The sequence below is a fragment of the Bordetella muralis genome, from assembly GCF_054781015.1.
Genome location: NZ_BAAGVF010000010.1, coordinates 213419 through 240377, shown reverse-complemented (window position 1 = coordinate 240377; position 26959 = coordinate 213419). Strand labels below are relative to the sequence as shown.

Genomic DNA, 26959 nt, shown 5'->3' with positions numbered 1-26959 from the left:
GCGATCTGTCGGCGCCTACGGGCGCGCCGACAGATCGCATTCGAGCTTGGTTTGCGACGCGGGTTGGGCCTCAGCGCTTAGGATTGCCAGACGAGGGGCTCGGGTTCTAGCTCGATGTGATAACGCATTGAAACGTCACGCTGGATCGCCGCAGCTAATGCCATGATGTCGGCAGCAGTGGCGCTGCCTTTGTTCACCAGGACCAAGGCTTGCCTGTCGTGCACGCCTGCGGCGCCGAGTTGCTTGCCTTTCCATCCACATTGATCGATCAGCCAACCCGCGGCGAGTTTGTAGCGTCCGTCGGGCTGTGGGTAGGATACGAGGCCTGGATGTTGCGCCAGCAAGGCGTCGCGAACGGTGGCGTCGACGAGCGGGTTTTTGAAGAAACTGCCTGCGTTGCCGATGACGGCGGGGTCAGGGAGTTTTTGGCGGCGAATGTCGCAAACAGCGTCGAAAATGTCGCGTGCGGTCGGTGCGCCGGACGCGTATGCACCAGAATTCGCAGAACCACCAGACAGTCCAAAATGACGCTGCAAATCCGGATATTCGAGCACGGCCTGCCAGGGGCGTGGCAGCGCGAAGCGCACCGCGACGATGATCCACTCGCCGGGCTCGCCGTGTTTGAAAACGCTATCTCGATAGGCAAACTGACAGTCGGCTGCGGTCATGTCTACCAAACGGCGCTGACGGACATTCCATGCTGTCAGTCCCTGAAAACGATCCGCCAGCTCGACGCCATAGGCGCCGATGTTCTGTACCGGTGCGGCGCCCACTGTGCCTGGAATCAATGCCAGGTTTTCCAGCCCGTCCCATCCTTGTTCCACACAGGCGGTCACAAAACCATGCCAGCTCTCGCCCGCTCCCGCCTCGATGATCCAGGCATCCGGCCGCGCCTCGATCAAGCGCACGCCTGTCACGGCGACATGTGCGACAAGGCTCTCGATCCTGGGGGGCAGCACCATATTGCTGCCGCCACCCAAGACCAACAAATGGGAATACTGATCTGCCAGATCGGACAAGGCATCCAATTGATCAACTGAACGCAAAGTCACAAAAGCGTCCGCCCACGCAGACAAGCCCAGCGTATTGAGCTGGGTAAGATCCTGACGGGCGGGCGTTAACGTGGCGGTGGATGACGCCTGAGGGAAATCCGGCATGAATACAAGAGAACGCTAAAACCTGGGGCGCTCACATGTTAACAGCAGCCTGGGCGCGTCCTGGTTGCCTGCGGCCCGGCTAGCACGGTCGTTCACAGCAACCGGGCCGCCTTCGGTCAAGGCAGGCACCGGCTTTCGCTTCAGCAACATCCCAGACGTTTTTTACCGCCATAACGGGCATCCTGACGCTCTCGGAAAAACTCCTCGTACGTCATCGGCGTTTGGTCGGGGTGCGTACGCCGCATATGCTCGACGTAGTTTTCATAATCGGGCACGCCGACCATCAAACGCAACGTCTGGCCCAGATAGCGACCGGCTTTGCCGGTCGCGGCGCCCAGATTGGTAAACAACATATGGCGCCCTCCGTTGATCAATGTCCGCCAGCCGCTGCAGGCAGCGGCTCGTACGGGGTTTCGCGGGATGTGGCCGCGCCTTTGGCACGGGCTTGCAATACGGAACGAATGCCAAACACCACGATGCTCAGTACGACAAACATGAAGATGCCGCACAACGCCGCGTCGACATAGTCGTTGAATACGACACGACTCATTTCGGCGAGGTCCTTGGCCGGAGCCAGGACTTGGCCTTGCGCGATGGCCGCGTTGTATTTTGCCGCGTGCGCGAGGAAGCTCACTCTGGGATCGGCATCGAACATTTTCTGCCAGCCGGCGGTCAAGGTGCATGCCAATAACCACAACGTCGGCACCACTGTCACCCACGCGTAGCGGTCGCGCTTCATCTTGAACAGCACCACCGTACCCAACGTCAATGCAATCGCCGCCAGCATCTGGTTGGCAATGCCAAACAACGGCCACAGCGTATTGATGCCGCCAAGCGGATCGACCACGCCCTGATATAGGAAATAGCCCCAAGCCGCTACGCACAAACCGGTCGCGATGAGACTGGCGGGCAGTGACTCTGTACGCTTGAGCGACGGCGCAAATGTGCCCAACAGGTCTTGCAACATGAAGCGGCCTGCACGCGTTCCTGCATCCACCGCGGTCAGAATAAACAATGCTTCAAACAGGATGGCAAAGTGATACCAGAATGCCATCATTGCCTGGCCGCCGATGACCTGGTGCAAGATGTGCGCCATGCCTACAGCCAGGGTCGGGGCGCCACCTGCGCGCGAAATGATCGTGCTTTCGCCGACGTCTTTCGCCGTCTGAATCAAATCGGCAGGCGTGACCACGAAGCCCCAGCTCGACACCACCTGTGCAACATGCTCAGGCGTGGTGCCGATCACAGCCGCAGGGCTATTCATCGCGTAGTAAATACCCGGTTCGATCACGCAGGCGGCCACCAGCGCCATGATGGCGACGAATGACTCCATCAGCATGCCGCCATAGCCAATATAGCGAGCCTGCGTTTCGTTTTCGATCAGCTTGGGCGTGGTGCCCGACGCGATCAGCGCGTGAAAACCAGATACCGCGCCGCAAGCAATCGTAATGAACAGGAACGGGAACAGATTGCCCGACCACACCGGACCCGAGCCGTCGACAAATTTCGTCAACGCAGGCATTTTCAATTCGGGAGCAACGATCAAAATACCGATTGCCAGCCCGGCAATCGTGCCGATTTTGAGGAACGTCGACAGATAGTCACGTGGTGCCAGCAGCAACCACACCGGCAGCACCGAAGCCACAAAACCGTAACCGATGAGAATCCAGGTCAGGCCCTTGCCATCAAAATCGAACCACGTGGCCAAGATCGGATGCGCCGCCACGTCTTGTCCGAACACAATGGCAGCCATCAACAGCACAAAACCGATGATGGATACTTCGCCGATCCGGCCCGGACGCAGATAGCGCAAATACACGCCCATGAACAAGGCAATGGGAATGGTCGCGGCTACGGTGAACGTGCCCCAAGGCGAATGCGTGAGAGCCTTGACCACGATCAATGCCAGGACGGCCAGGATGATGACCATGATCATGAACGCGCCAAACAGCGCGATCACGCCCGGCACCGTGCCCAGTTCGGCCTTGACCAGATCTCCCAAGGACCGGCCATCGCGCCGCGTCGAGATGAACAGCACGATGAAATCCTGCACTGCGCCGGCAAACACTACGCCAGCCAGCAGCCACAGTACGCCGGGCAGATACCCCATTTGCGCCGCCAACACAGGCCCGACCAAGGGTCCTGCACCGGCAATCGCGGCAAAGTGGTGGCCGAACAGCACATGTTTGTTGGTGGGCACAAAATCGAGCCCGTCGTTGTATTTCCACGCCGGCGTCATGCGGGTGGCGTCCAACTGCAGCACCTTCGTCGCGATGAAGCGGCTGTAATAGCGATAGGCGATCAGATACACACAGACGGCTGCGATCACGATCCACAGCGCGTTGATGGTTTCGCCACGGGAAAGCGCCACCGTACCGAGCGCAAATGCGCCCAGCACAGCAATCGCCAGCCAGACCAGGTGGTTCCCCAGTCCTCTACTGCTGGTATGCATAAACTATGCTCCTCTTAGCCTTCCACCTGGGTAAAGCGCGGCCATGCCGATGTCTTGCGGGTGGGCAGACTCGTTGTTGTCTGGCGGCCGGCAGATACGCCAGCCATGCGCCCTTGCAGCGCAGGCCGTAGTATTTCGATTACCCTGCGCCTCAACAAGCGAGAAACTACGTAAATTGACTACGTACTATTACGTATCGCACCGCAACAATCGTTAGACAACCACTTAAAATGCAAAGCAAAATTCGTAGCTGAACAAAGGAGTTGCGAACGTCCCGCAGCGCATCAATGGCGTTTTTTGCCAACCTATGAAACTCCGTCTGAAAATCCTGCTCTTGGCCGTTGTGCCCTTGCTTATTGCCGTCGCCGCCATCTCCGTTGCGGTCTACGTGCAGGGGATGCAGCTCGCCCAACGTGAAAAGCAGGTCGTAGAACAAGCCTGGCTATCCAGCAAAGAAAGCGAACTGCGCCACTATGTCAGCCTCGCCTATAGCGCTGTCGCGCCGCTGCAGAACGCGGGCGACGACCCGGCCACGCAGGCGCGCGCCCTCGCCTTGCTGGAACAGATGGAGTTTGGCCACGATGGCTATTTCTTCATCTACGATCTGCACGGCAAAAATCTGATGCATCCGCGTCAGCCCGAGCTGGTGGGACAAAACCTCTGGGATCTACGCGATACGCGAGGCCAACCCGTTATCCAAAACCTGCTGGCCGCTGCCCGCCATGGCGGCAACCAGGGAGAGGCCGTCCGGTATCTTTGGGAAAAACCCTCCACCGGCCAAATGGTCGAGAAACTGGGTTACGTCGTGATCATGGAGCGCTGGGGCTGGATGCTGGGTACCGGCATCTACCTGGACGACGTCGAACAGGCCCTGGCTCACATAGACGCTGCCGCCCAAGCCAATATCCGCAATATGTTTGCCTGGGTGGGCGGTATCGTGGCCGCCGCCATCCTGGGCGTGACGGCCTGCGGTCTCGCACTGAACATCAGCGACCACCGCCAATCCGACGCCAAGCTGCAACTCATGGCGCGACGCGTCGTGCATTCGCAAGAAGACGAACGCGCCCGCTTATCCCGTGAATTGCATGACGGCATCAGTCAGATCCTGGTGTCGATCAAACTGTCACTCGAGGCAGCGCGGGACCGTCTGCAAACACAAGCGGGCGATCCGCACACGCTGGCCCTGATCGATCGCCCCCTGTCCGGCGCGCTCGAGCGGTTGAACACAGCCGTGGGCGAAGTCCGGCGGATTTCCCACAATCTGCGTCCGACGGTGCTCGACGACCTGGGCCTGCCCGCTGCACTAGAACACCTGGGCCGTGAATTTGCCGTTGCACACGAGGATGGTTCCCCGCCGTTGCAGGTCCGACTGCATACCACGGGTGACGTGCGCCCATTACCCGAGGCGCATGCCACCGCCCTATTCCGCATCACACAAGAGGCCTTGACCAATGTCCTGCGGCACGCCCATGCCAGCCGCGCGGACATCACACTCGACTATGCCAAACGGGGCCTGAGCTTGACGATCGCGGATAATGGCGTAGGTTTTGATTACGCGAACGTGCAACAAGATCCACAACTCGGAATCGGTCTGCGCAACATGCGCGAGCGCATGGCGGCATTGGCGGGTACGTTAACGTGCCACGCCGATAACCAAGGCACCCGCCTGCAAGCGTGGCTGCCGCTTCCGGCTACAGCGCTCGCCCCAGACAGCGCGGACATAACAACCTGACATGCCCCACACCTCCAAGACCATCCGCCTGCTGCTCATCGACGACCACCCTCTGGTACGCGATGGCCTGCGGCTGCGTCTCGAAACCGTACCGGGCCTGAAAGTCATCGGCGAGGCCGGACATGCGTTGGCCGCGCTGGCGTTTCTCCAGGACTGCCTGGCGCAGGATCCCACGGGCGACACCTTGCCTCACCTCGTGCTGATGGATCTGAACATGCCAGGCATGGGCGGCCTGTCGCTCATTGCGCAATTACACGAGCAATACCCGCAAATCGCCGTCCTGGTGCTGACGATGCACGACAACGGCGAATACATCGTTCAGGCGGCCAAAGCCGGTGCGCGAGGCTACCTGCTCAAACACGAGCCTGCCCAGGAAATCATCACTGCCATCCACGCCGTCATGAGCGGCCGCATGTATTTCAGTGCAGCCGCGACGGTCAGCCTGTCTACCACCAGCTCACCCGCCCTGCTGCTCACCCAGCGCGAGCGCGACGTACTGCGCCACATCGCCGATGGCCACGCGAACAAGCAAATTGCCCAGGCCTTGAATCTGTCCGTGCGCACGGTGGAAACCCACCGGCTCAATATCAAGCGCAAACTCAATATCGAGGGCCAGGCGGAGCTGATCAAATATGCGGTGGAAGCGTCCAAATCGTTGAAGGCGTTGCCGTAAATGCCGTGCTGCGCTGCTCGGCTGGCTGCCTGCTTCCCGTCAGTCCACACTACGGCCCACGTTCGAAACAAACGCACGACTTGCACAACCAAAAAAAGCCATATAGAATCTCGTTTCTTCGCTGCTGACGCATAGTTTGCAGCCATGCGGGAGTAGCTCAGTTGGTAGAGCGCAACCTTGCCAAGGTTGAGGTCGCGAGTTCGAGACTCGTCTCCCGCTCCAAATTTTGATCCACAGACTTCTACTGGGGTCTGTAGGTCATTGAAAAAAGGAGCTTCGGCTCCTTTTTTCATTCCAGCGAGTGCCACGGAAATCCACCCACAGCTACCGTTTTTGAGTGACCAAATAAGGCACAAGAATACGGGTGGGGCGGCTACCGGATAGTTGCTGGGGCTGAGCGGGAACCATGACGAGCATAGGGCCTAAGTCATTACTTAGGAGTCTCGAAATGGCGCTCTCTGATCTGACCGTCCGGCAGGCGAAGACCACCGGAAAACGCTACACCCTCTCCGACAACGACTGCCTGGGCCTGATGGTCTCAGCCGCAGGCGGCAAGTCATGGCAATTCCGCTACTACTGGCTGGGCAAGCAAAAGCGCCTGTGCCTGGGCGGCTATCCTGCCCTCAGCCTGCGTGAAGCCCGGACCGAGCGAGACAAGGCCCAGGCCCTGCTTGCCAGGGGGATCGATCCCCAGGTCGAGCGCGACCAGAAACGGCACGCGGCCAAGCTGGCGGGCGAATACACCTTCAAGACCGTCTTCGATGCTTGGGTCGAGCATCGCCGTAAGGAACTCAAGGAAGGCCGTCAGAGCACGCTTTCCCAGATCCTGCGCATCTTTAACAAAGACGTGCTGCCCACTCTGGGGAAGATGTCGATCTATGACATTCGCCGCCCTCAGCTTCTGGGCGTCCTGGCGGCGATCGAGAAGCGCAAGGCGTTCACTACTGCGGAAAAGGTCCGCACCTGGTTCAACCAGATGTTCCGTTATGCCCTGGTCATCGCCGAGGGGCTGGAGGTCAACCCGGCCGCAGACCTGGACGTGGTAGCCGAACCCAAGCCCCCGGTAGCCCACAACCCCTACTTGCACCTGCCCGAGATGCCCGAGTTCCTCCAGAAGCTCCGGCTCTACAACCCCCGTGGCTGGCAGACCCAGCTTGGCGTCCGGCTGCTGTTCCTGACCGGGGTGCGCACCGGCGAACTGCGGTTGGCCGAACCCGAACAGTTCGACCTCGACAGGGGCTTGTGGATCATCCCGCCGCAGATCGTCAAGCAGCTCCAGGATGAAATGCGCAAGGCAGGGAAGCGGCCGCAGGATGTGCCCCCCTATATCGTGCCGCTATCCCTGCAGGCCATCGAGATCGTGCGCTATCTTCTGGGGGTGATGCGGCCGGCGCAGAGGTACCTGCTGTCACACCGCAGCGAACTCAAGAAGCGCATCAGCGAGAACACCCTCAACAAGGCCGTGCAGCTCATGGGCTATGAGGGGCGCCTGACCGGCCACGGCATCCGCGGCACCATCTCGACGGCGCTCAACGAGATTGGCTACCCGAAGATTTGGGTGGACGCGCAGCTTTCCCATTCCGACCCCAATAAGGTGAGTTCGTCCTACAACCACGCCAAGTACGTTGAGCCGCGCCGTCGGATGATGCAGGACTGGGCCGATCGGCTCGACCTGCTCGAACAGGGCGAAGTGGAAGCCGCGAGCGCGCACCTGACCATCCGTATCGACGGGGTGCCGGCAATGGCAGAAGTGGAGGAAACGATGGATGCGACCCTCACGATGGCCGAGCCCACTCCTCCCGGCGTCCCGCCCGTCGTGGCCACGCCTATTGTCGTAACCCCGAGCAGCGGCGGGATCACGTTCCAGCGGCTGTCTCAGGTGCCGCCGCCTCCGACGCATGCCCCAGAGCCGGAAGTGTCCGCGATCCAGCGCGAGCGCGAGGAAATGCTGACCATCTACGAGTCTCCAAGCAGCTTGCCGGTCCCGCTGTTCGGCAAGCTGGCTGGAAAGTCCAAGGACCAGATCAACCGCGAACTGAAAGCGGGCAAGTTGCTGTCCATCAGTTTGGGTAATCGGGGGCAGCGTGTTCCCGATTGGCAACTGGTGCCGCTCAAGCACAAGCTGGCCCAGGTGCTCATGAACCAGTGCCTGCACGCGGATTCGTGGGATCTGTACCGCATGCTGACCCAGCCGCACCCTGACCTGGGGGACCGCGCGGCCATTGATGCGGTCACGCCGACCAACGTGCCGGCGATCATCCGGGTCATCATGGGCGACTACCAGCACCATGCGGATATGCCCGAGGCCATTGCCCCTTACCCCATCCCCGAGGATGTGCGGCAAAGCGTTCGTCGGCTGGTGGATAGCGCAGTAGTTCTAGACGGAGCATAGGGCTCTCAAACCTTGCAGGGGCCTTGTGGCCCCTGCATTACGCTTGCACCGCCTCCACGAGTTCGCTCAGCGTGCGCGGTGCGGGAGCGAAGAACACGGCGCCGGTGTGCGCCGTCGAGAAATCGAGCAGGCGGTCGTGCATGCCTGGCGGATCGCCGAGGAACATGCGCTCCAGCATCTTCTGCGTCACCCACAGATGCCTGGAGTAGCCGATGAAGTAGGTGCCATATTCGCCCTGGCCGGGGCGGCCGAAGGGCATGTTGTCGCGCAGGATGTCGTGCTCGGTGCCGTCGTCGTCCACGATTGTGGCGAGGGTCTTGTGCGATTTCTGGCCGCTCGTCGCGTCGGGCAATTCGACATTGCTGACGATCTCCCGGCCGATGATCCGCTCTTGCTCGTCCTTGGCGAGCCGAGCCCACGGCTGCATTTGGTGCAGATACTTCTGCACCACCAAGTAGCTACCGCCGGCGAACGCCTGATCTTCACTGCCGACCAGCGTCGAGGCGCCGATGTCGTGCCCGGTCGGGTTGGCCGTGCCATCGACAAAGCCAAGCAGGTCGCGGGAGTCGAAGTAGCGAAAACCGACCACCTCGTCGGCCACCGTCACGCTGCTGCCCAGTTGGTCCAGCAGCAGGCGCTCGAATTCAAAACAGAGATCCTCACGTTCGGCACGGATGTGAAAGAACAGGTCGCCGGGCGTGGCAGGCGCGGTGTGCTTGGCACCCTCGATGGGCACGAAGGGCCGTAGTTCCTTCGGGCGCTTCCCGGTCTGGAAACGGTCCCATAGCGCCGATCCCAGCGCAGTGATGCACGACAGCCGGCCGTTGAGATCGCGGAAGCCCACCGTTTTGATCAGGTCGTCCAGCCCGTCCAAGATGCCGGCGACCGCCTGAAGGGCCTCGTGGCCCTCGGCGACCGTCAACGTGAGAAACACCGCCGCGCGCGACAGCGGCGCATCGATGCTTTGCGAGTCAATTGGTACTCGGTCCCAACCACTTCCAACCATTCGTGCCTCCAAAGACCATGTTAATTCATCATATTGCCAAAGATGGAAGCGCTATCACTGGCGCGCTAACAGGTGCGTGCCGCGGTAATTACCCGAACGCAGCCTCGGCGAGAGCGGGCTATGGGATATTCGAGCAAGCCGCCCTATCCCTGGCAACCAGCATTGCCCTGTGCTCGAACCGCTCAGAAACAGCATTGGCTCGTCCGTGGGGCCGCTGCAGGTATGTCACGATCTCGTAGGGGCCGTCTGAAAGCGGTCGCATAGTGATCCCCCACGCATGGGCACGCTCCATGCGCGATTGCGCCGAGAGCCCCACACCGTAGCCAGCGGTGACCCAAAGCGCCATCATCTCGAACGAAGTCACATGCTGCACGCTCTGTTGGCTCAACGGAAGGGAAGACAGTCGCTGATCGAGCAGTAGGCATGCCTCCGCCGGCCAGCGAAACACCGGATAGTCCAGAAGCTCGGCAAGCGTGATCTTCGCCTGGGCAAGTAAGGGGGACCCCAGCGGCATTGCAACGGCCACGTTCTCGACCCAGAGCGGCTGGCTTTTCACGGCTGGAGCACCAGCGTTCCGAAGCGAGATTCCGGCGTCGTAGCGGCCTTCCTCAAGGCCCGTCATCAGGTCGTCGCCCGAGGTCTCAAAGAACGCGATGGTGACTTCAGGCTCCTCTGCGCGCTGAAGGGCAAGAAGCGTTATGAGGCAAGAGGATGGCACTCCAGGTGCGATAGCAAGCCTGAAATGGGAAAACTGGCTGGTGGCGTCATGCATGAGGGCCCCCAATAAGCGATCTGTCCAGAAAGGCAAACCAGCGTCGCAGTAAAGAGTGAAGTTTAACGTCGTTATCTTTAACGTGGTTAATTGTGGCAGATTGTTTGACGCTTCTGCTAATGCAGAAATCAACAATTCAGCCAGGCCGTCCTTCTGGCACATCGACGTATGAATCCGAGTCGGCGTTAGCCTTCGGACAGGCCGTGCGCGCTGCGCGCGTCGCTCAAGGAGTCGCGCAAGACGAGTTCGCATCTCGGGCAAGCATTTCGCGTTCTCACATGGGTAAGATCGAGCGTGGTGAGCACGTGCCCACGCTTCCGCTCATACTGAAAATTTCTACGGCACTCGGAATAAGCGCGGCTGACCTGATGACGGCGACCGAACGCAATCTGCGTGCCGACACCGATCCCTGAGTGTCTGGCTTGCCAGGCTCCGTCAACCGTCCGATGAGTCGCGTAGGCGAACGACAAATCGCTCTACCGAAGCCGATAAATTGCTGCCGTCGGGCCGAAGCAGGTAGGTCGTGATCACGGCAGAATCCATCGCCAAGGGGCGGATCACCACATCCGGCCGTTGAGAGATGGGAATCTTGGTCGCCGTCATGAAGCCGATGCCGTAGCCGGCGCCGACCAAGGTGAGCATCATGTCCAGTGAGGATACTTCCTCGACAACATTCAGCTTGTGCTCCAACGTGTTGAGCAGCCGCTTGAGTTCGCGGCAATAACCCTCGCATACCTGCGGGTCGCACAGGACAAGTGGATGGCCTTGGAGTTCTTGAAGTGGCACCTCCTTGTAGGTGAGCAATGAGTGCCGAGCTGGCACAGCAATCACCAGCGGGTCGTGCCAGATTGCCTCGGCAGCGATACCGTCGCCGACATCGGCCGTGTGCGCGAACCCGATCATGAAGTCGCCCGAGCGCAAACCGCGCACTTGCTCTGCCAGAGGCACTTCTGACAAGCGTATTTCGATCTCCGGCTCCTCGGCGCGACAACGAGCCAGAAATGCCGACAGTCGTGGATCGATAGCTCCATCTGATACTGCGATGCGCAGGCTACCGCGCAAGCCCGATGCCACAGCCTTGGCATTTTCACGAGCCTGTTCCAGCACAGTGAATAGACGGCGTACATCTTGCAAGAAGACCGCACCCGCCGCCGTCAGAACTGTTCCTCGTCGGTTTCGGTCGAAGAGCACTACGCCCAACTCGTCCTCAAGTTCCTTGATGGCTCGTGATAGCGGTGGTTGTTCGATATGCAAGCGCTCAGCCGCCCGCGTGAAATGTAGCTCCTCAGCAAGAACTACGAAGCAGCGAAGATGGCGCAGCTCCATAGGCCACCCTCCCGTTCCGACTTATCCAACACTGTGCTATCTCCCTATAGAAGTGACTGCCATTTCGGCGGCGGCGAGTTCGGCCACGTCTTTGGAAACTTCTGGCTAAATGAGCCAGGGCTGGGCTGATCGTGCGATGGCCCGAGGCCGGCACAACACCAGGCGAGACTGATCAAGTCCGTGGGGTGGTCAGGATCAGGCGAAGGCTATGTTCAGCCACGCACATCAATGGATGCCGCGCATCTTCTCCGTCCGACCCTTGACCGATTGCGAACCAGGCGCTCGAACACGCCTGCGGTTGATCATCACCTGCGGATTGCTGAGGTTCTGCTCCTGGCCCGAGCCAAGGCAAGCACCCCGTCAAAATCACAACGCCTTGGGGCAGCAGACAAATGCCGGCGAAAATATTCGCCGGCTTCAGTTGCTGGCCGGAGACTAGAGGAGCCAGAATGTCTCTCACCAGAAAGTGTGAGACATCCTGATGCGTAGCCCGCGCCGGATACTTACTGCCGCACTGAACCATGCGGGTCGATGACGTACTTGTATGCAGAACCCGCGTCGAACTCTTTGTACGCGGCGGGCGCGTCTTCGAGCTTGATGAACTTAGTGTTCATCATCGGCGAAAGGTAAGGCATGCGATCGTTCAGTATCGCCCGCATTAACGCGTGGTTGTAATTGGCCGTCGGGGATTGACCAGCCGACATTCGCGGCGACTTGATCCAGGCGTTGGACCATTCCAGATCCATATGGCCTTTCTTGGCTTTCGGGTCTTTCGAGATCGGGTTTGCGCAGTACACACCGACCGTGCTGGTCATTCCGCCGAAGCGGACATATTTGAGCATTGCGTTGGTAACAGCGCTCTCCACGATCTTGTCAGCCTCCGCGCCAAACCCGCGGCAGTCCACACCAACATAGTCGATGACGCGATCCACCTCCCTGTGCCCGGTAATGCGTTCGAGATGTTCCTCGATCGGCACGCCGTCGGAAAGGTTGATGGTTTCCACGCCGTGTGGCTTGAGAAGGTCCAGCCGCTCTTGAATGTAATCGGCAACGATGATGGCGCCTGCACCCAGAAGTCTGGCGCAGGCGGCACCCGCTCTGCCGACCGGCCCGGCACCGAAGATCAGGATGTTTTCGCCGACGACGTAGGCCGGTGCGGCTGGCCAATCAGGGCCAGCGAACCCATGGAAAGCTGTGGGTAGTACGTCAGAGAGAAGGGTCAGGTCGCGGATCTTTTCCATGGCGGCATCCTTGTCAGGAAAGCGCAGGAGATTGAAATCCGCATACGGTACGAAGAGATAATCACCTTGGCCCCCCGTCCAGCCACCGAGGTTGAACCCGTAGGCTCCGCAGTCGATTTCGGGGTTGGTGTTCTCGCATACATCGGAGCGCATATGCTTGCAGTTGTAGCAACGCCCACAACCCACATTGAAGGGGACGGAAACGATGTCGCCCTTCTTCACGACTTCGACGTCTGATCCCACTTCGATCACTTCGCCGGTCATTTCATGGCCCATGGTCATTCCCTTGGGAACAGCAAACGAACCGCGATAAATGTGAAGGTCGCTGCCACAGATATTTGTGGTAACTATTTTGAGGATAGCGCCGTGGGGTGCACTTTTCCCTTGAGGGGTTATCAGCTCTGGAAATTTGAAGGTGTTGACCTTCATTTCCAAGGGCTTCTCGAAAGTCACGATTCGGTTACCGGTCGGAGTCATTTCGTCACCTCTGTGCGTTAATGTTTCCATCTTCTAAATCGAAGTGGGAAACGAGACTTACCGCTGTCAAGAAGAACGATCGTGGTACTGCCTAGCCGTTGGCCGCGTCTCCTTCTGCGGTCTTGACAGCATCGGATCAAGCTCAGAAGTGGTCAAACTGGAATAATCTATGTGCAGATAGACACGATCTATCTACACGGGCTCGTCGAGCCGTGCTCGTCTCCTAGCTGGGAGAGGACAACGATCATCACTACATCGCGCCTCCTAGCTTGATCTAGGAATAGTCAGCTTGACCCAGCGAGACATGAGGAGGCCGCATGCAGCAGGTACTCCTGTCGCCCGTGTTGCCCCTAGACCTGGTGGCCTTCGATGGGTTGCTCAGCACGTGGCGCCTGTTAGCGGCGCACACGGCGTGCCTGCCATCTTTGCCTGGTTGAAGCAATACAGCGTTGCTCTTCGAGACTCGCTATTTCAAGGGGCTTTGGGATGAGTCTGCTTTGGGCTGGAACCGACGATGGATCGATATAACGGATTGAAGAGCGGCGGCCAGTTCTGGGGTGTGCACCATTTCGAGCAATGCGTGCGATGACGGTGCCTCGAACGCATTTTTCCCAGCAACGAATCCGACATTTGAGTGTGACATTGGTCCACTGATACCGATTGCGTGGAGATTCGGAATGTGTGCGAGTTGGCCGGCGAGAGATTGCGGAAGAACTGCCGAATATTTTCCTGTCGCCACGTGTGCCGATAGCACGTCAATTGAATCAGTGCGAATAGTCTGTGCGGTACATTGCGTCAGTCTATCTTGAATGGATTCAGGTACTGCCGAGTTCAGCAGGCACAGTTGTCTATTAAGAACATGGTCCCACGTTGTGCTTCGGGGTTGCTGTGTTCTAGCGGCGTGAAAAAGGAAAATGCGTTCACGGTACAGAAGGTGAGTATCGAAGTCTTCCCCTGGAATATCCTCCAAATGCATGAGTGCGATATCCAGATTGTTTTCTCGAATCGCCTGCAGCAGGGAAGAAGCGCCGGAGACCAGAATTGATTGTTGAAGTAAAGGTGTTTTTTCGGCAAGGGCGATGCTTAATGTGGGTGCTACGCCGGCAGTTCCTGGGAGTATCCCTAGCCGGAATTTCCCCTCTATACCCCGCCGTAGTGCGGAGATTTCTCGCTCCAGTCCTTTGCAGTCGTCATACATCTGCTGAGCCCAAGACAGTACGCGCATTCCTTCAGAAGTGAGCCCGTCGTAGCGTCGGCCATGACGCACGATCTCGACACCCATGTCTTCCTCCAATTGCTTGATGCCCGCGGAGAGTGTCGGCTGAGAAACATTGCAGCTTTTTGCCGCGTTGCCAAAATGGCCTTCACGGTGCAAAGCAAGCAAGTATTCAAAGTTTCTTACGATCATAGATTTTCTTCTGATAGAGTTGATTGAATTTTATACTTTTATGAAAAAACCTGTGCACGCTTCGATCTGCGTTCAACCTTGATCACGCAGGTGGCACGCATGAAAGGCTGTTGTGCGCAGTGCCCATTCAGTAGGCTCGGCTCGTCATCGGCGGCCAGCACCACAACGCACGGGACAGCCAATAGCGCGAACACAGGTGCTTCGCGCTGTAGGGCGAGTCGTCCTCATGTAGCTTAGCAGTTGGCGCGTTCTGGAAGGGAAGAAGCGGGAGTGGTGAAGCACGCAACCGCAAAAGGCGGTGCTAAGCTCTTGAGCTGCTCGGGTCGTGGCCGCGAGTCGTTGAAGCGGCCAGAGAATGGAGCCTGCCGTGGCCGTTGTGGAGTAGCTAGTACGCCATGCCCCCGGCGTTTCCTTGGCTGCGATTGACGGGCGTACCTGGCGGCAGATCAATAACAGCCATTTATGGATGAAGGAACGAGTGGAGTAAGGCAGATGAAGATATTCACGATTGGATTCACTAAGACCTCCGCGCGATCCTTCTTCACCAAATTAGGTGATTCTGGTGCCAAACGCCTAGTCGATGTTCGTCTGAATAATGTTTCGCAATTGGCCGGCTTCGCAAAGCGCGAGGATCTTCGGTATTTTTCCGAGGCGTTGTGTGGGATGGAATATGAGCACCTGCCAGCACTTGCTCCAACCAAGGACATGTTCGAGGCATATAAAATAAAAGGGGGAGATTGGGATATCTACGCGAGGAAGTTTCTGGATTTAATGTCGTCCCGAAAGATTGAGTCAATCGATAAAGAAAAGATTGATAACAGTTGCCTGCTTTGCAGCGAAGACAAGCCCCATCACTGCCATCGGAGGCTAGTGGCCGAGTACCTTGCAGGCAAATGGCCGAATGTTGAGATCGTGCATCTTTAGCAGGTGACGTAGCTCCACGCCTCCGGCGTCTCGTCTTGATGGCTGAGAGAGGCAAAGGCGCGCATCGGCGGGAGCCGCCGCCACACATGGGGCGTACAGAGCAATCTCGCCCGCCACGACTCGATGTCGGCGCTGAACGAGGCGAGTAGCTCCAGGTGCATTGGCAGACGGGCCGCTGGCTGACGTCGTGGCGCTCGGCGGATATGCACTGGGAAGCCCGCCCGTGTGTTGGGCTATCATGTTGGCGACGCCTACGCCCAGGTGGGGCGTGGCAGGATCGCCGTCATTTACACCCCAGTTTGGTACTGCTATAGGTCTTCCGAAATAGCCGATACATCAGGACAAATTGAAGTAGCTCAATTAGGAGATATCTAATGTCAACCGGTACGTTCATTCTGCACTCCAGCTATACGCCGGCGGGGGACCAGCCAGAGGCGATAGCGCGCCTGCTATCGGACATAGAAGAAGGTGCGACACACCAGACGCTGAAGGGTATCACCGGCTCTGGTAAGACCTTTACGATGGCCAATGTGATTCATCGTCTGAAGCGGCCCACGTTGATCTTGGCTCCTAACAAGACATTGACCGCGCAGCTTTATGGTGAAATGAAGCACTTCTTTCCTGAGAATGCTGTCGAGTACTTCGTTTCCTACTACGATTATTTTCAGCCCGAGATTTATATGCCGGGCACCGATCGTTTCATTCCAAAGGACTCGGCCATCAACGATCACCTTGAGCGCCTACGCCTGTCCACGACCAAATCCTTGATTGAGCGCCGCGATGTGATCGTCGTCGCTTCGGTGTCTTCAATCTACGGCCTGGGTGACCCGGAGGCGTACCGAGCGTTGCAGATCGCTCTGTCCCCTGGGGTCAAACTAAACCAGAGAGAGCTGATTCGTCGTTTGGCTCTGCTGCAATATGATCGCACTGAGCGCACTCTCAAACGTGCAACGTTTCGCGCTCAAGGTGATGTGATCGATATCTTTCCTGCTGATTCCGAGCATAGGGCAGTTCGGGTGGAACTGCTGGATGACTCTGTTGCGTCTGTTCAATGGCTAGACCCTGTTACAGGTAAAACGCTTGGGGCAATTGACCATTACTTGGTTTCGCCAAAGACGCTTTTTGCACCGCCCACGAATAAAATAGATTCCGCGTCCAAGAAGATACTCGCTGATATGGAAGAGCGGGTTGCCGAGCTGAACAGGAATAATCGCTTGGTCGAGGCAAACAGGCTGTACGAGCGGATCACGCATGACGTGGAGATGATGCGCGAGGTAGGCTATTGTTCGGGCATGGAAAATTATTCCTGCTACTTCAGCGAACGGGACCCGGCCTCGCCTCCGATCACATTGCTGGATTACCTGCCGAAAGATGGGCTTCTGTTCGTCGATGAATCCCACGTCATGGTGCCACAGATATCCGCAATGTACCGGGGGGATCAGGCGCGCAAGGAGACGTTGATAGATTACGGGTTCCGCTTGCCTTCGTCTAAGAACAATCGCCCGTTGAACTTTGGTGAATTTGAGAAGGTCAAGCCTCAGACCATCTTTGTTTCCGCTACTCCGGGAGACTACGAGCTGAGGGTGTCGAAAGACAGGGTTGTCGAACAAGTTATCAGACCAACGGGACTGCTTGATCCCAAGGTTGAGGTGCGGAAAGCGGACGGATACATAGATGACCTGCTTGCCGAAATATCGAAGTGCGTGAAGAAGAAAAATCGCGTGCTCGTGACTACGCTGACGAAGGTCAGTGCAGAAGAGCTAACGGATTTCTTGACGGACAACGGGATTCGAGCGCGCTACATGCATTCGGACATAAAAGCGGAGGATCGTGTTGAGATCATCAATGGCCTGCGCGCAGGAGAGTTCGATGTTTTGATTGGGATTAGTCTTTTGCGCGAAGGGCTGGATATTCCAGAGGCATCATTGGTTGCTATTCTCGATGCAGACCGTGCAGGATTCTTGCGTTCGGCCCATGCTCTCATTCAGATGATAGGTCGAGTCGCTCGGAATGAAAACGGCAAGGCGATCTTGTACGCCGACGCGGTGACTCCGGCGATGAAACAGGCGATCGATGAAACCAATAGGCGCAGGCAGCTTCAAATTGCCTTTAACGAGGAAAATGGGATTTCTCCGGCCTCGTCTGTGCGAAAACTAGCAGGAGAAGAGACGAATACGGAGGAGCCCACCGTTCACTCCGAGGCTTTCTGCGAGAATTTGTCCGACCTTTGCGATCAGATCACTGCCAAGGAACAGCAGCTACTCGAATTTACCGATACCGGTGACGAGCAGCGCGTCGAAGATATTCGTCGTCAGTTGGATGGTTTGTACCGGCAATTCATTTACATCTAATCGTTTGCCGGCATAGGGTTGCATGGCCGACCGATCTGCACCTGGCGCAAGCGGGCAGACGGTCGGCTCATCATTCAACCGGAGGGGCGAGCCGCCAAGGCTCAGTGCCCCGCTTTCCAGGGCGTGTGCCTTTCAGTGTCTTGCGACGTGTCAGCGCAAAGCTGGCAACGATCCAACGGCGACCAGCATTTCATCAAATACCGCTCGAACCCTTCCCGGAATGGGGCCACGCTGAGGCCGATAGACGTACAACCCCCATGCCGGAGGTTCTTCGCTCTCCAACACTCGCACGAGCTTCCCGCTGGCAATGTAGGGGGCGGCCATGTAGTCCGCCAGTTGCGCGAACGCGATCCCGGCCAGCGCCGCTCCCATTTCCATGTCGGCATTGTCGGCGACGAGAGTGGGTGCGGCAGGTGTCCACTGGCGTCCCGCCTTGAAGTGCCAAGGCCAGGGACGGCCGGTATTGATATCCAAGGCCACGGTAGCTGGCAGGCTGCTTAGCGCATCGATGTTTTCAGGTACGCCCACTTTCTTGATCAGGCGCGGAGCGGCAACGATCGGAAGTTTCATGTCGGCTGCCTTGCGTGCGACGAAGCGGCTATCACGCATGAATCCGACCCTGATTCCGACGTCAATCCCTTCGTCAACCGTATTGCTGATGCGATCGGACAGGCGCACATCCAGCGTGATGTCGGGATGACGCGCGGCCACGCGCTCCAGTGCCGGCAGCACCGCTCTGGTGCCCAAGCTGTGCGGTGCGGTGATGCGAACCGTACCGGACAGGGATGCCTGCTGGTCGGAGCCAGGCGTTCGCCACAGATCCTCGAACCGCTCCAATGCCGGGCGCACCTGGTCTAACAGCCCTTCGCCGAAGGCGGTGATGCGCACCTGGCGCGTGCTTCGATGAAACAACACCTCGCCGTAGTGTTGCTCCAGTTGCTGGATGGCACGGGTGACACCTTGCGGAGAAGTCCCCAGCCGGACGGCTGCATCGCGAAAACTGCTGCTTTCGGCCGCCACCCGAAAGATGCGCAGTAGTTCCATTTCCTTGTTCATGACGCACGCCTCATGGTCGGTTTCGCCGCTCGTTAATTGTTCCAGATGGTGGAATTATAAAATCGCAACAATTCCATATACAAGGGAGGCGCGGTTGCCCAGACTGACAGCACCCCGGAATGCTCCGCTCCGAACAACCCAACAAGGAACGCGAATGAACGCTGCGACTCTCATCACTGCCTACTACGACGCCTTCAACCGCGGTGACCGCGAGGCCATGCTGTCAATGTTGACCGATGACGTCGCGCACGATTTGAACCAGGGCGCTCGTGAGGTCGGTCGCGAAGCCTTCCGCGCCTTCCTGCAGCGCATGGACCGCTGCTATGGCGAGCAACTCCGCGGGATCGTGGTGATGGTCAGCGCCGACGGCCTGCGCGCAGGCGCGGAGTACGTGGTGCATGGCGAATACAAGGTGACGGACGACGGGCTGCCGGACGCCCAGGGCCAGCGCTACGTGCTGCCGGGTGGCGCGTTCTTCGAGATCCGCGATGGCAAGATCGCTCGTGTCACCAACTACTACAACCTCGGCGACTGGATCGCACAGGTCGGAGGGGACGCCTGAAATGACCAGCGACGTGCAGGTGCTGGTTCGTCGTGGGCCGGACATTGCCGAATGGTTCGACACCGTGGCACATCTGCGGGCGAAGGTCTTCCGCAGCTTTCCATACCTGTACGAGGGCGACATCGAATACGAGAAGCACTACCTTTCCATGTACGCCCGTTCGGCAGACAGCCTGTTGGTGCTCGTGCTCGCTGATGACGTGGTTGTGGGTGCGTCCACGGGGTTGCCGCTCGGCGATACGGAGCCGGCCTTCCAGGTACCGTTCGCCGATCGAGGAATCCCGATGGAGGCAGTGTTTTACTGCGGCGAATCAGTCCTGCTCCCAGCCTTTCGGGGCCTTGGCCTGGGCCATCGCTTCTTTGACGAACGCGAAGCGCATGCCCGTTCGTTGGGCGGCATGCAGTGGACATCGTTCGCGTCGGTGGATCGAGCAGACGACGATCCCCGGCGTCCTTCCAACTACCGCAGTAATGATGCCTTCTGGACCCGTCGTGGCTACGTGCGACAGTCGGACATGAAGGTTACGCTGCCCTGGAAGGAGGTGGGTGAGCCGACCGAAACCGAGCAGACGCTCACGATGTGGCTGCACTCTCTGGAGAACGCGAAGTGAAAGTAGCAGTTGCGAAATATGCAGTGGGTAAGCCGACGGACTTCGAGGCATTTGCTGCGCGGCAGCGACTGGTTCTGGAGGAGGCGCGCCGTGGCGGAGCGGAACTGGCCGTGTTGCCCGAGTATCTATCCCTCGAACTGGCTGCAACGTTCAAGCCTAGCATCCGCCGTGATTTCAACGCCTCTCTGGCCGCGCTGCAGGCCTTGCAGCCTGCTTGGCTGGCACTGTATGCCGACCTGTCGCGCGAGTTGTGCATGACCATTCAGGCCGGTACGTTTTTGACCCAGGTTGGTTTGGACCGCTACCGCAACCGAGCTTGGTGGTTTGCGCCTGACGGTACACGCGACTACCAGGACAAACTGCAGTTGACGGGGTTCGAGAAGGACACCGGCGTCATCGAAGGTGGCGACGAACTCAAGGTGTTCGACCTGAACGGTGTGCGTGCCGGCATCGCTGTTTGCTATGACAGTGAGTTTCCATTGCCCGTGCGAGCCCAGAGAGAGGCGGGAGTGCGCCTGCTGCTGGTCCCGAGCTGTACCGACACCCAAGCAGGTGCAACCCGGGTCCGTGTGGGCTGCATGGCGCGGGCGCTGGAGAACCGAATGTTCATCGCGCAGGCCGTGACGACCGGAGCTGCTGACTGGAGTCCGGCGTTGGACACGAACACTGGCGAGGCCACGATCTATGCACCAATGGATCGTGGATTCCCGGATGATGGCATTCTCGCGACGACTTGCGGCACGCAGACATGGGCGATCGGTGATCTTGACGTTGAAGCACTCGAACGAAACCAGGAACAGGCCCAGGTTGCGGTCGATCGTGACTGGGACGGCCAGATGTTGCCTGCACTGCGGAAGGCTCGGTATTCGGGTCGTCAGGTCGCCTAGCCGGTCTCATCTTGTTAGCTTCAGTTCGATGAGTCGGCTTAGATAGGCCACGTCTATCTGCGCATAGATTTTTCCAGTTTGACCAGTTTTGAACTTGCCCCGATGCTGTCGATACATGCAAGAAATATTCATTAATTTGAATGTTTTGCGCTTCTTGGGAACAAATCTGTACTAGCCTGTAAGCGTGCTCGAAGAGCACAGATTTTGTGGCGAAGTTCGGCCGCATATACTATGGGGGAGTATTGTATAATGCGGCGGTGTACCCAAGTAGAGAGGTGTTCGATGCCACACAGCCCGGAAGAAAAGAAGCAAGCACTGACGCGCATCAGGCGCATCAAAGGTCAGGTAGCGACTCTTGAGCAAGCGCTTGATGCAGGTGCGGAATGTCCTGCAATTCTTCAGCAGCTTGCGGCCGTTCGTGGGGCAGTCAACGGATTGATGGCAACGGTTCTGGAGAGCTATCTGCGGGAAGAGTTTCCCAGTAGCGAAATCAGGAGCGATTCGCAGAACAAGTCCATTGACGAGACCATCTCTATCGTCCGCTCCTATCTGCGGTAGAGGCACCAGGGTGCCCTCGGTGAGGGCAAATTTAGTTAGCTAGTAAAGGAAGCGACATCATGAAATCACGTGCAGCAGTTGCCTTCGGGCCAGGAAAGCCGCTGGAAATCGTCGAGATCGACGTCGAGCCGCCGCGCAAGGGCGAGGTGCTCATCAAGATCACGAACACCGGCGTTTGCCATACCGACGCCTTCACCCTGTCGGGCGACGACCCCGAAGGTCTCTTCCCGGTCGTGCTGGGTCATGAAGGTGCGGGTATCGTCGTGGAGGTGGGTGAAGGTGTGACCAGCGTGAAGCCTGGCGATCACGTCATTCCCCTCTATACCGCCGAGTGCGGCGAGTGCCTGTTCTGCAAGTCCGGCAAGACCAACCTGTGTGTCGCGGTTCGTGCAACCCAGGGTAAGGGGCTGATGCCCGATGGTACGACTCGCTTCTCGTACAACGGTCAGCCGCTTTACCACTACATGGGCTGCTCGACCTTCAGCGAATACACGGTCGTCGCCGAAGTCTCGCTGGCCAAGATCAACCCGGACGCCAATCCCGAGCACGTCTGCCTGCTGGGCTGCGGCGTGACCACCGGCATCGGCGCCGTGCACAACACGGCCAAAGTGCAGCCGGGCGACTCGGTGGCCATCTTCGGCCTCGGCGGCATCGGTCTCGCCGCGATTCAGGGTGCACGCCAGGCCAAAGCGGGCCGCATCATCGCCATCGATACCAATCCGGCGAAGTTCGAGCTGGCTCGTACCTTCGGCGCGACCGAATGCCTCAATCCGAAGGACTTCGACAAGCCGATTCACGAGGTTCTCATCGAGATGACCGGCTGGGGTGTCGATCACACCTTCGAGTGCATCGGCAACGTCAACGTGATGCGTTCGGCTCTGGAAGCTGCCCATCGTGGCTGGGGCCAGTCGATCGTCATCGGTGTCGCCGGTGCCGGCAAGGAAATCTCGACCCGTCCGTTCCAGTTGGTCACCGGCCGGACTTGGAAGGGCTCTGCTTTCGGCGGGGTCAAGGGGCGTACCCAACTTCCGGGCATGGTGGAAGACGCAATGAAAGGCGAGATCGATCTCGCCCCGTTCGTCACCCACACCATGGGTCTCGACGAGATCAACCACGCCTTCGACCTGATGCATGAAGGCAAGTCGATTCGCACGGTGATCCACTACTGATCACCCACTATCCATTCAACACCAACCATCAAGGAAACTAACCATGTCCACTCCTGTCATTTCCGGCGACGGCATCTTCTCGCACGTCTTCATCGGCGCCGCCGACGTCCAGAAGTCGGCCGCGTTCTACGACGCCGCCCTGGGTGCTCTCGGCATCAAGAACCTCGGTCCTTTCGGCAACGGATGGGTGCTTTTCGGTCGCGAAAAGCCGGCTTTCATCATCGCCCGTCCGGGCAATGGTGAAGCGCCTTCGAGCAACGGCGTGACGGTCGGCTTTGCGGCCGCCACTCCCGCCGAAGTGGATGCCTTCCACGCCGCCGGCCTTGCCGCAGGCGGCACCGACGAGGGCCAGCCTGGCCCGCGTGGCCACCTGCCGGGTGCCTATGCGGCCTACCTGCGTGATCCGGCGGGCAACAAGGTCTGCTCGTACACCTTCGTCTGAAAGCTAGGAAGCTGAGGGCGTTCTGAAAGGGCCAGCACAAGCCTCTACACGGCGAGCCTATTAGACGGACCGTGTAGAGCGGTGTCTGCTCATGAAGATCGGCCCGCAGCCATGTGCGAAACGCATGGCTGCGGGCATTTGCTTTGAAGCGTGTTTTTCAACCAAGAAGAAATGAGGTCGTTATGAAAGAGCCGGCCAACATAAATACGACGACCGTACAACCCACCCCGACCGCCACCGTGTACGGCATGCCGGCCTACACCGATCGTGCTGCCGCCGTGGGTGAAGTGCATGCGCGCCCGCATCTGTTGATTCAGGCCCCGCGCGGCATATTGCAGCTCGCTTTCATGACCGAAGGCGACCAGGCCAAGGATCAGATGGCGATGAGCGAGTTGTCTCATCGCTTCGGCGTTGCCGAACCCGACCATGCTACGCCGCTTCACGGCGTGACATGGGACGAAGGAGACCTGCACTGTGAAAAGCACACCGAGTTCTCGACGTATCTCTGGTGCGCTTCGCTGGATTCCGAGACGGGAGAGCCGTGCGGCGAAAACCCGTTCAGGCATGGATTTGTGCCTCCCGGCCCGGTCGTATCCGGCATCCGTTTGAGACTTCTTCCGTGGACGCCGGAAACGGAGAAGGAGGCCGATCGCTTCGATCCTGCCAGCCTGTGCTACTCGCTGGTGGAGAACGGCTCTGCCGCCATTCTGACCGACTTCCGACAGGATGAGGATGGCCTGACGCAGATCCTCGTCCTGGCCCGCGATTTGACCCCGGCGCGGGCGGGTGCGCTGGCTCAACGTCTGCTGGAGATCGAGACCTACCGTACCTTGGCGTTGCTGTCCCTGCCGTTGACACGATCGATGACGTCGGAGCTGCGACGCATGGAGTCGCGCCTTGCGGCGATCACCGACGAGATGTGTACGAGCTTGGTGGAACGGCGCGACAGCGACGTGCTGCTGTCCGAATTGACCGGCCTGGCTGCCGAGCTGGAAGCTGGAGTTGCGGCGAATCTCTATCGCTTCGGTGCCAGCCGTGCCTACTACGAGATCGTCGAGGAAAGGCTGGCAGCGCTTTCGGAAGAGGCCGTATCCGGGTACTGCACCTGGGCGGATTTCCTGCAGCGCCGCATCGCTCCAGCCATGCGGACATGCCAATCCGTAAAGGAGCGCCAGGCCAAGCTCTCAGACAAGCTGACCCGGGCCATCGCGTTGCTGCGTTCCTGGATCGACGTTGAGCTTGAACGCCAGAACCGCGATCTGCTGGCGTCGATGAACAACCGGGCCAAGATGCAATTGCGCCTTCAGCAGACCGTCGAAGGCCTGTCGGTCGCGGCAATTTCTTATTACGTCGTGAGTCTTCTCGGCTACTTGCTCAAGGGCATTCCGATGGTTCACGACAGCGTGGCGCCGGTGATGGCGGTTCTGGTGCCTGCGGTGATGCTGACGATCTGGTGGATCGTGCGCAGGATCAGGCATGCCCACGGCGACACGGTGGCGGAAGAGAAATCTTCCTGACGAGCTGCCGTCTTGGCGCGCGAGAGCTGCGCCGTTCCTTTGAACATAGGAGAACTACATGGAACGCATCGAACATCACGCCAGCTTTGATGGTTGGCAGGACGTTTATCAGCATGAATCGACGACGCTCGGTTGCACGATGAAGGTCGGCGTCTATCTGCCTCCGCAGGCGCAGCACGGCAAAGTGCCGGTGCTGTACTGGCTTTCGGGCCTGACCTGCACCGAGCAGAACTTCATCACCAAGTCCGCCGTCCAGCGCTACGCGGCCGAACATGGCATTGCCGTCGTCGCGCCCGATAGCAGCGCTCGCGGCGAAGGCGTTGCCGACGATCCTGCCTATGACCTCGGACAGGGCGCGGGGTTCTACGTCAATGCCACACAGGAACCCTGGGCTGCGAATCATCGGATGTACGACTACGTCGTGCAGGAACTGCCGGCGCTGATCGAGGCCCACTTTCCCGTGACAGCGGAGCGGAGCATCAGCGGCCATTCCATGGGAGGACACGGTGCTCTGGTCATCGCCCTGCGCAACCCGGGCCGTTATCGAAGCGTCTCGGCCTTCTCGCCCATCGTCGCCCCCACCCAGGTTCCCTGGGGGCACAAGGCCTTCGAGGCGTACCTGGGCAGCGATCGGGAGGTGTGGAAACAGTACGACACCGTGGAGCTGATTCGCACCGTGCAGGAGCGTTTGCCGTTGCTGGTGGACCAGGGCTTGGGCGACGAGTTCCTGGAGAGCCAGCTTCAGCCCGACCTGCTGCGCAAGGCCTGCGACGAGACGGGGCACCCGCTCACGTTGAATCTGCGCCCAGGCTACGACCACAGCTACTACTTCATTGCCAGTTTCATTGGCGAGCATATGGCACACCACGCATCGGCGCTGAAACGCTGAGAGAGAGGAGATCAGGTCATGACAAAGACCTCCAAAAACCGACATCACGTCGTCATTATCGGAGCGGGCTTCGGCGGGATCGAGGTTGCCAACCAGCTTGCTGGTGCCGAGGTCGATGTGACGATCATCGATCGGCGCAATCATCACCTGTTCCAACCCTTGCTTTACCAGGTTGCAGGGGCGTCACTTTCGACATCCGAGATCGCCTGGCCTATTCGCTATCTCTTCCGAAATCGCCCGGAAGTGAACACCTTGATGGCGGAAGTGGAAGGTATCGACCAGGACGCGCGTCAGGTCATTCTCAACAATGGATTGCGGCAAACCTACGACACGCTCGTGCTCGCGACAGGCGCTACCCATGCCTACTTCGGACACGACGAATGGGGGGCTTTCGCGCCGGGGTTGAAGACGCTGGAAGATGCCACGACCATTCGGGGCCGAATCCTCGCGGCTTTCGAGGAGGCTGAGCGCACGAGCGATCCTCAGCAGCGTGCCGCGCTGCAGACGTTCGTCATCATCGGTGGTGGTCCCACCGGGGTTGAATTGGCCGGAACCATCGCCGAGCTTGCACGAGACACGCTGGCGCGTGACTTTCGCTCGATCGACCCGAGCACGTCGCGGGTTGTACTGATCGAGGCTGGCCCGCGTCTGTTGTCCGTCTTTCCAGAGGATCTTTCGGCCTATACGCGCCAGGCGCTCGAAAAGCTCGGCGTCGAGGTCGTGCTGGGTACGCCGGTCACCGAATGCTCGGCCGATGGCGTGGTGTACGGTGGCAAGCCCCTTTCGGCCAAGACCATCGTCTGGGCCGCCGGAGTCCAGGCGTCTCCCGCGGCTCGCTGGCTGGGCGCTGCGTCTGATCGTGCGGGTCGGGTGGTCGTTGGCCCTGACCTGACGGTGGCCGGTCGGCCGGAGGTCTTCGCCATCGGCGATACAGCCTCGTGCACCATGGCCGATGGGAAGCCCGTGCCGGGCATCGCCCCGGCCGCCAAACAGCAAGGGAAGTACGTCGCCAACCTCATTGGACGGCGTTTGAAGGGCAAGCCCGCTGACGGACCTTTCAAATACCGGCATCAGGGGAACCTGGCCACCATCGGCCGCAGCCTGGCGGTGATTGACATGGGGCGGGTGAAGCTGCGTGGTGCCTTTGCGTGGTGGATCTGGAAGCTGGCGCACATCTACTTTCTGATCGGTACGCGAAATCGTCTCAGCGTCGCTTTGAGCTGGGTATGGAACCACAGCATCGGCTACCGCGGCTCTCGCATCATCATGCATGCGATTAGCGACAAAGAGCCCGCGGCGTTGGACAAATCCGGCTCCCTGGATTGAGGTGCCAACGTTATCGGAACGTCAACTATCAG

24 protein-coding genes and 1 tRNA gene are annotated in these 26959 nt (G+C 59.0%); 16 read left to right on the top strand and 9 right to left on the bottom strand.

Annotated elements, in window-relative coordinates; translation table 11 throughout:
• Window positions 1-77: 77 nt before the first annotated feature.
• The 3 genes from murB to ACYVIT_RS25810 all read right to left on the bottom strand — a co-directional run bounded on the left by murB (window position 78) and on the right by ACYVIT_RS25810 (window position 3609).
• Window positions 78-1157, bottom strand: coding sequence for a UDP-N-acetylmuramate dehydrogenase (gene murB / locus ACYVIT_RS25820; RefSeq protein ID WP_415805788.1), 1080 nt, complete (start codon window positions 1155-1157; stop codon window positions 78-80).
• Between the two features lie 140 nt (window positions 1158-1297).
• Window positions 1298-1510, bottom strand: a complete 213-nt coding sequence (locus ACYVIT_RS25815) for a YbdD/YjiX family protein (protein WP_415805786.1) — start codon at window positions 1508-1510, stop codon at window positions 1298-1300.
• A 17-nt stretch (window positions 1511-1527) separates the two neighbouring features.
• A complete protein-coding gene (locus ACYVIT_RS25810; RefSeq protein WP_415805785.1) occupies window positions 1528-3609 on the bottom strand; it encodes a carbon starvation CstA family protein in 2082 nt (693 codons plus the stop codon).
• Between the two features lie 307 nt (window positions 3610-3916).
• On the opposite strand from ACYVIT_RS25810, the gene ACYVIT_RS25805 reads away from it, so the two are divergent.
• From ACYVIT_RS25805 to ACYVIT_RS25790, 4 genes are all read left to right on the top strand, one after another.
• Window positions 3917-5341 carry a cache domain-containing protein gene (locus ACYVIT_RS25805; RefSeq protein WP_415805784.1) on the top strand — a complete coding sequence of 475 codons (1425 nt, stop codon included), beginning with the start codon at window positions 3917-3919 and terminating at the stop codon, window positions 5339-5341.
• A 1-nt stretch (window position 5342) separates the two neighbouring features.
• A complete protein-coding gene (locus ACYVIT_RS25800) occupies window positions 5343-6014 on the top strand; it encodes a response regulator (RefSeq protein WP_415805783.1) in 672 nt (223 codons plus the stop codon).
• Window positions 6015-6160: 146 nt separating this feature from the next.
• Window positions 6161-6236 (top strand) — tRNA-Gly (locus tag ACYVIT_RS25795).
• Between the two features lie 226 nt (window positions 6237-6462).
• The gene (locus ACYVIT_RS25790; protein ID WP_009459572.1) at window positions 6463-8406 is read left to right on the top strand and encodes a tyrosine-type recombinase/integrase; all 1944 of its coding nucleotides are present in this window, start codon (window positions 6463-6465) and stop codon (window positions 8404-8406) included.
• A gap of 37 nt (window positions 8407-8443) precedes the next feature.
• Here the strand turns inward: ACYVIT_RS25790 and ACYVIT_RS25785 are convergent, their stop codons facing one another.
• Together ACYVIT_RS25785 and ACYVIT_RS25780 are read right to left on the bottom strand one after the other, a co-directional pair.
• The gene (locus tag ACYVIT_RS25785) at window positions 8444-9412 is read right to left on the bottom strand and encodes a Dyp-type peroxidase (protein ID WP_009459580.1); all 969 of its coding nucleotides are present in this window, start codon (window positions 9410-9412) and stop codon (window positions 8444-8446) included.
• 118 nt (window positions 9413-9530) lie between these two features.
• Window positions 9531-10346 carry a substrate-binding domain-containing protein gene (locus ACYVIT_RS25780; protein ID WP_023095485.1) on the bottom strand — a complete coding sequence of 272 codons (816 nt, stop codon included), beginning with the start codon at window positions 10344-10346 and terminating at the stop codon, window positions 9531-9533.
• Between ACYVIT_RS25780 and ACYVIT_RS25775 the strand changes: the two genes are divergently transcribed.
• Window positions 10304-10597: a helix-turn-helix domain-containing protein gene (locus tag ACYVIT_RS25775; protein WP_009459591.1), complete on the top strand. Its 294-nt coding sequence runs from the start codon at window positions 10304-10306 to the stop codon at window positions 10595-10597. The two genes, ACYVIT_RS25780 and ACYVIT_RS25775, sit on opposite strands and share 43 nt — an antisense overlap.
• A gap of 22 nt (window positions 10598-10619) precedes the next feature.
• On the opposite strand, the gene ACYVIT_RS25770 is transcribed toward ACYVIT_RS25775, so the two are convergent.
• The 3 genes from ACYVIT_RS25770 to ACYVIT_RS25760 form a co-directional block, all read right to left on the bottom strand.
• Window positions 10620-11510, bottom strand: coding sequence for a LysR family transcriptional regulator (locus ACYVIT_RS25770; protein WP_019726376.1), 891 nt, complete (start codon window positions 11508-11510; stop codon window positions 10620-10622).
• A gap of 503 nt (window positions 11511-12013) precedes the next feature.
• Window positions 12014-13228, bottom strand: coding sequence for a glutathione-independent formaldehyde dehydrogenase (locus ACYVIT_RS25765; RefSeq protein WP_009459598.1), 1215 nt, complete (start codon window positions 13226-13228; stop codon window positions 12014-12016).
• 466 nt (window positions 13229-13694) lie between these two features.
• The gene (locus tag ACYVIT_RS25760) at window positions 13695-14636 is read right to left on the bottom strand and encodes a LysR family transcriptional regulator (protein WP_009459599.1); all 942 of its coding nucleotides are present in this window, start codon (window positions 14634-14636) and stop codon (window positions 13695-13697) included.
• Window positions 14637-15128: 492 nt separating this feature from the next.
• Here ACYVIT_RS25760 and ACYVIT_RS25755 point away from each other — a divergent pair, with 492 nt between their 5' ends.
• Window positions 15129-15560: a DUF488 domain-containing protein gene (locus ACYVIT_RS25755; RefSeq protein ID WP_009459601.1), complete on the top strand. Its 432-nt coding sequence runs from the start codon at window positions 15129-15131 to the stop codon at window positions 15558-15560.
• A gap of 374 nt (window positions 15561-15934) precedes the next feature.
• Window positions 15935-17911: an excinuclease ABC subunit UvrB gene (gene uvrB, locus ACYVIT_RS25750; protein ID WP_009459603.1), complete on the top strand. Its 1977-nt coding sequence runs from the start codon at window positions 15935-15937 to the stop codon at window positions 17909-17911.
• Window positions 17912-18061: 150 nt separating this feature from the next.
• On the opposite strand, the gene ACYVIT_RS25745 is transcribed toward uvrB, so the two are convergent.
• Entirely contained in the window at window positions 18062-18967 is a 906-nt protein-coding gene (locus tag ACYVIT_RS25745) for a LysR family transcriptional regulator (protein WP_009459605.1), read from the bottom strand.
• A 154-nt stretch (window positions 18968-19121) separates the two neighbouring features.
• Between ACYVIT_RS25745 and ACYVIT_RS25740 the strand changes: the two genes are divergently transcribed.
• The 9 genes from ACYVIT_RS25740 to ACYVIT_RS25700 all read left to right on the top strand — a co-directional run bounded on the left by ACYVIT_RS25740 (window position 19122) and on the right by ACYVIT_RS25700 (window position 26927).
• Window positions 19122-19529: a ketosteroid isomerase-related protein gene (locus tag ACYVIT_RS25740; protein ID WP_009459611.1), complete on the top strand. Its 408-nt coding sequence runs from the start codon at window positions 19122-19124 to the stop codon at window positions 19527-19529.
• A gap of 1 nt (window position 19530) precedes the next feature.
• The gene (locus tag ACYVIT_RS25735; RefSeq protein WP_009459619.1) at window positions 19531-20139 is read left to right on the top strand and encodes a GNAT family acetyltransferase; all 609 of its coding nucleotides are present in this window, start codon (window positions 19531-19533) and stop codon (window positions 20137-20139) included.
• Window positions 20136-21026 (top strand): carbon-nitrogen hydrolase family protein, encoded by an 891-nt coding sequence (locus tag ACYVIT_RS25730; protein WP_009459621.1) that lies wholly within the window; start codon window positions 20136-20138, stop codon window positions 21024-21026. The genes ACYVIT_RS25735 and ACYVIT_RS25730 overlap by 4 nt, the downstream gene beginning before the upstream one ends.
• A 282-nt stretch (window positions 21027-21308) precedes the next feature.
• A complete protein-coding gene (frmR, locus tag ACYVIT_RS25725; protein ID WP_007182548.1) occupies window positions 21309-21584 on the top strand; it encodes a formaldehyde-responsive transcriptional repressor FrmR in 276 nt (91 codons plus the stop codon).
• Window positions 21585-21643: 59 nt separating this feature from the next.
• Window positions 21644-22753, top strand: coding sequence for an S-(hydroxymethyl)glutathione dehydrogenase/class III alcohol dehydrogenase (locus tag ACYVIT_RS25720; protein ID WP_011871467.1), 1110 nt, complete (start codon window positions 21644-21646; stop codon window positions 22751-22753).
• A 43-nt stretch (window positions 22754-22796) separates the two neighbouring features.
• Window positions 22797-23195 (top strand): VOC family protein, encoded by a 399-nt coding sequence (locus ACYVIT_RS25715; RefSeq protein WP_009459624.1) that lies wholly within the window; start codon window positions 22797-22799, stop codon window positions 23193-23195.
• Window positions 23196-23377: 182 nt separating this feature from the next.
• Window positions 23378-24712, top strand: coding sequence for a DUF3422 family protein (locus ACYVIT_RS25710; RefSeq protein WP_019726353.1), 1335 nt, complete (start codon window positions 23378-23380; stop codon window positions 24710-24712).
• Window positions 24713-24770: 58 nt separating this feature from the next.
• On the top strand, window positions 24771-25601 hold the full coding sequence (gene fghA / locus ACYVIT_RS25705) for an S-formylglutathione hydrolase (RefSeq protein ID WP_007182551.1): 831 nt from the start codon (window positions 24771-24773) through the stop codon (window positions 25599-25601).
• Window positions 25602-25619: 18 nt separating this feature from the next.
• Window positions 25620-26927, top strand: a complete 1308-nt coding sequence (locus ACYVIT_RS25700) for an NAD(P)/FAD-dependent oxidoreductase (protein WP_019726352.1) — start codon at window positions 25620-25622, stop codon at window positions 26925-26927.
• Window positions 26928-26959 lie beyond the last annotated feature (32 nt).

Excerpts from the sequence above, each read along its gene's own strand:
- ACYVIT_RS25815 (WP_415805786.1), bottom strand. The coding sequence starts at position 1,510 with ATGTTGTTTACCAATCTGGGCGCCGCGACCGGCAAAGCCGGTCGCTAT.
- ACYVIT_RS25765 (WP_009459598.1), bottom strand. The coding sequence starts at position 13,228 with ATGACTCCGACCGGTAACCGAATCGTGACTTTCGAGAAGCCCTTGGAA.
- ACYVIT_RS25810 (WP_415805785.1), bottom strand. The coding sequence starts at position 3,609 with ATGCATACCAGCAGTAGAGGACTGGGGAACCACCTGGTCTGGCTGGCG.
- uvrB (WP_009459603.1), top strand. The coding sequence starts at position 15,935 with ATGTCAACCGGTACGTTCATTCTGCACTCCAGCTATACGCCGGCGGGG.
- ACYVIT_RS25720 (WP_011871467.1), top strand. The coding sequence starts at position 21,644 with ATGAAATCACGTGCAGCAGTTGCCTTCGGGCCAGGAAAGCCGCTGGAA.
- ACYVIT_RS25745 (WP_009459605.1), bottom strand. The coding sequence starts at position 18,967 with ATGAACAAGGAAATGGAACTACTGCGCATCTTTCGGGTGGCGGCCGAA.
- ACYVIT_RS25710 (WP_019726353.1), top strand. The coding sequence starts at position 23,378 with ATGAAAGAGCCGGCCAACATAAATACGACGACCGTACAACCCACCCCG.
- ACYVIT_RS25770 (WP_019726376.1), bottom strand. The coding sequence starts at position 11,510 with ATGGAGCTGCGCCATCTTCGCTGCTTCGTAGTTCTTGCTGAGGAGCTA.
- ACYVIT_RS25740 (WP_009459611.1), top strand. The coding sequence starts at position 19,122 with ATGAACGCTGCGACTCTCATCACTGCCTACTACGACGCCTTCAACCGC.
- ACYVIT_RS25775 (WP_009459591.1), top strand. The coding sequence starts at position 10,304 with ATGCAGAAATCAACAATTCAGCCAGGCCGTCCTTCTGGCACATCGACG.
- ACYVIT_RS25715 (WP_009459624.1), top strand. The coding sequence starts at position 22,797 with ATGTCCACTCCTGTCATTTCCGGCGACGGCATCTTCTCGCACGTCTTC.
- ACYVIT_RS25800 (WP_415805783.1), top strand. The coding sequence starts at position 5,343 with ATGCCCCACACCTCCAAGACCATCCGCCTGCTGCTCATCGACGACCAC.
- ACYVIT_RS25760 (WP_009459599.1), bottom strand. The coding sequence starts at position 14,636 with ATGATCGTAAGAAACTTTGAATACTTGCTTGCTTTGCACCGTGAAGGC.
- ACYVIT_RS25790 (WP_009459572.1), top strand. The coding sequence starts at position 6,463 with ATGGCGCTCTCTGATCTGACCGTCCGGCAGGCGAAGACCACCGGAAAA.
- murB (WP_415805788.1), bottom strand. The coding sequence starts at position 1,157 with ATGCCGGATTTCCCTCAGGCGTCATCCACCGCCACGTTAACGCCCGCC.
- fghA (WP_007182551.1), top strand. The coding sequence starts at position 24,771 with ATGGAACGCATCGAACATCACGCCAGCTTTGATGGTTGGCAGGACGTT.
- frmR (WP_007182548.1), top strand. The coding sequence starts at position 21,309 with ATGCCACACAGCCCGGAAGAAAAGAAGCAAGCACTGACGCGCATCAGG.
- ACYVIT_RS25805 (WP_415805784.1), top strand. The coding sequence starts at position 3,917 with ATGAAACTCCGTCTGAAAATCCTGCTCTTGGCCGTTGTGCCCTTGCTT.
- ACYVIT_RS25780 (WP_023095485.1), bottom strand. The coding sequence starts at position 10,346 with ATGTGCCAGAAGGACGGCCTGGCTGAATTGTTGATTTCTGCATTAGCA.
- ACYVIT_RS25735 (WP_009459619.1), top strand. The coding sequence starts at position 19,531 with ATGACCAGCGACGTGCAGGTGCTGGTTCGTCGTGGGCCGGACATTGCC.
- ACYVIT_RS25785 (WP_009459580.1), bottom strand. The coding sequence starts at position 9,412 with ATGGTTGGAAGTGGTTGGGACCGAGTACCAATTGACTCGCAAAGCATC.
- ACYVIT_RS25755 (WP_009459601.1), top strand. The coding sequence starts at position 15,129 with ATGAAGATATTCACGATTGGATTCACTAAGACCTCCGCGCGATCCTTC.
- ACYVIT_RS25700 (WP_019726352.1), top strand. The coding sequence starts at position 25,620 with ATGACAAAGACCTCCAAAAACCGACATCACGTCGTCATTATCGGAGCG.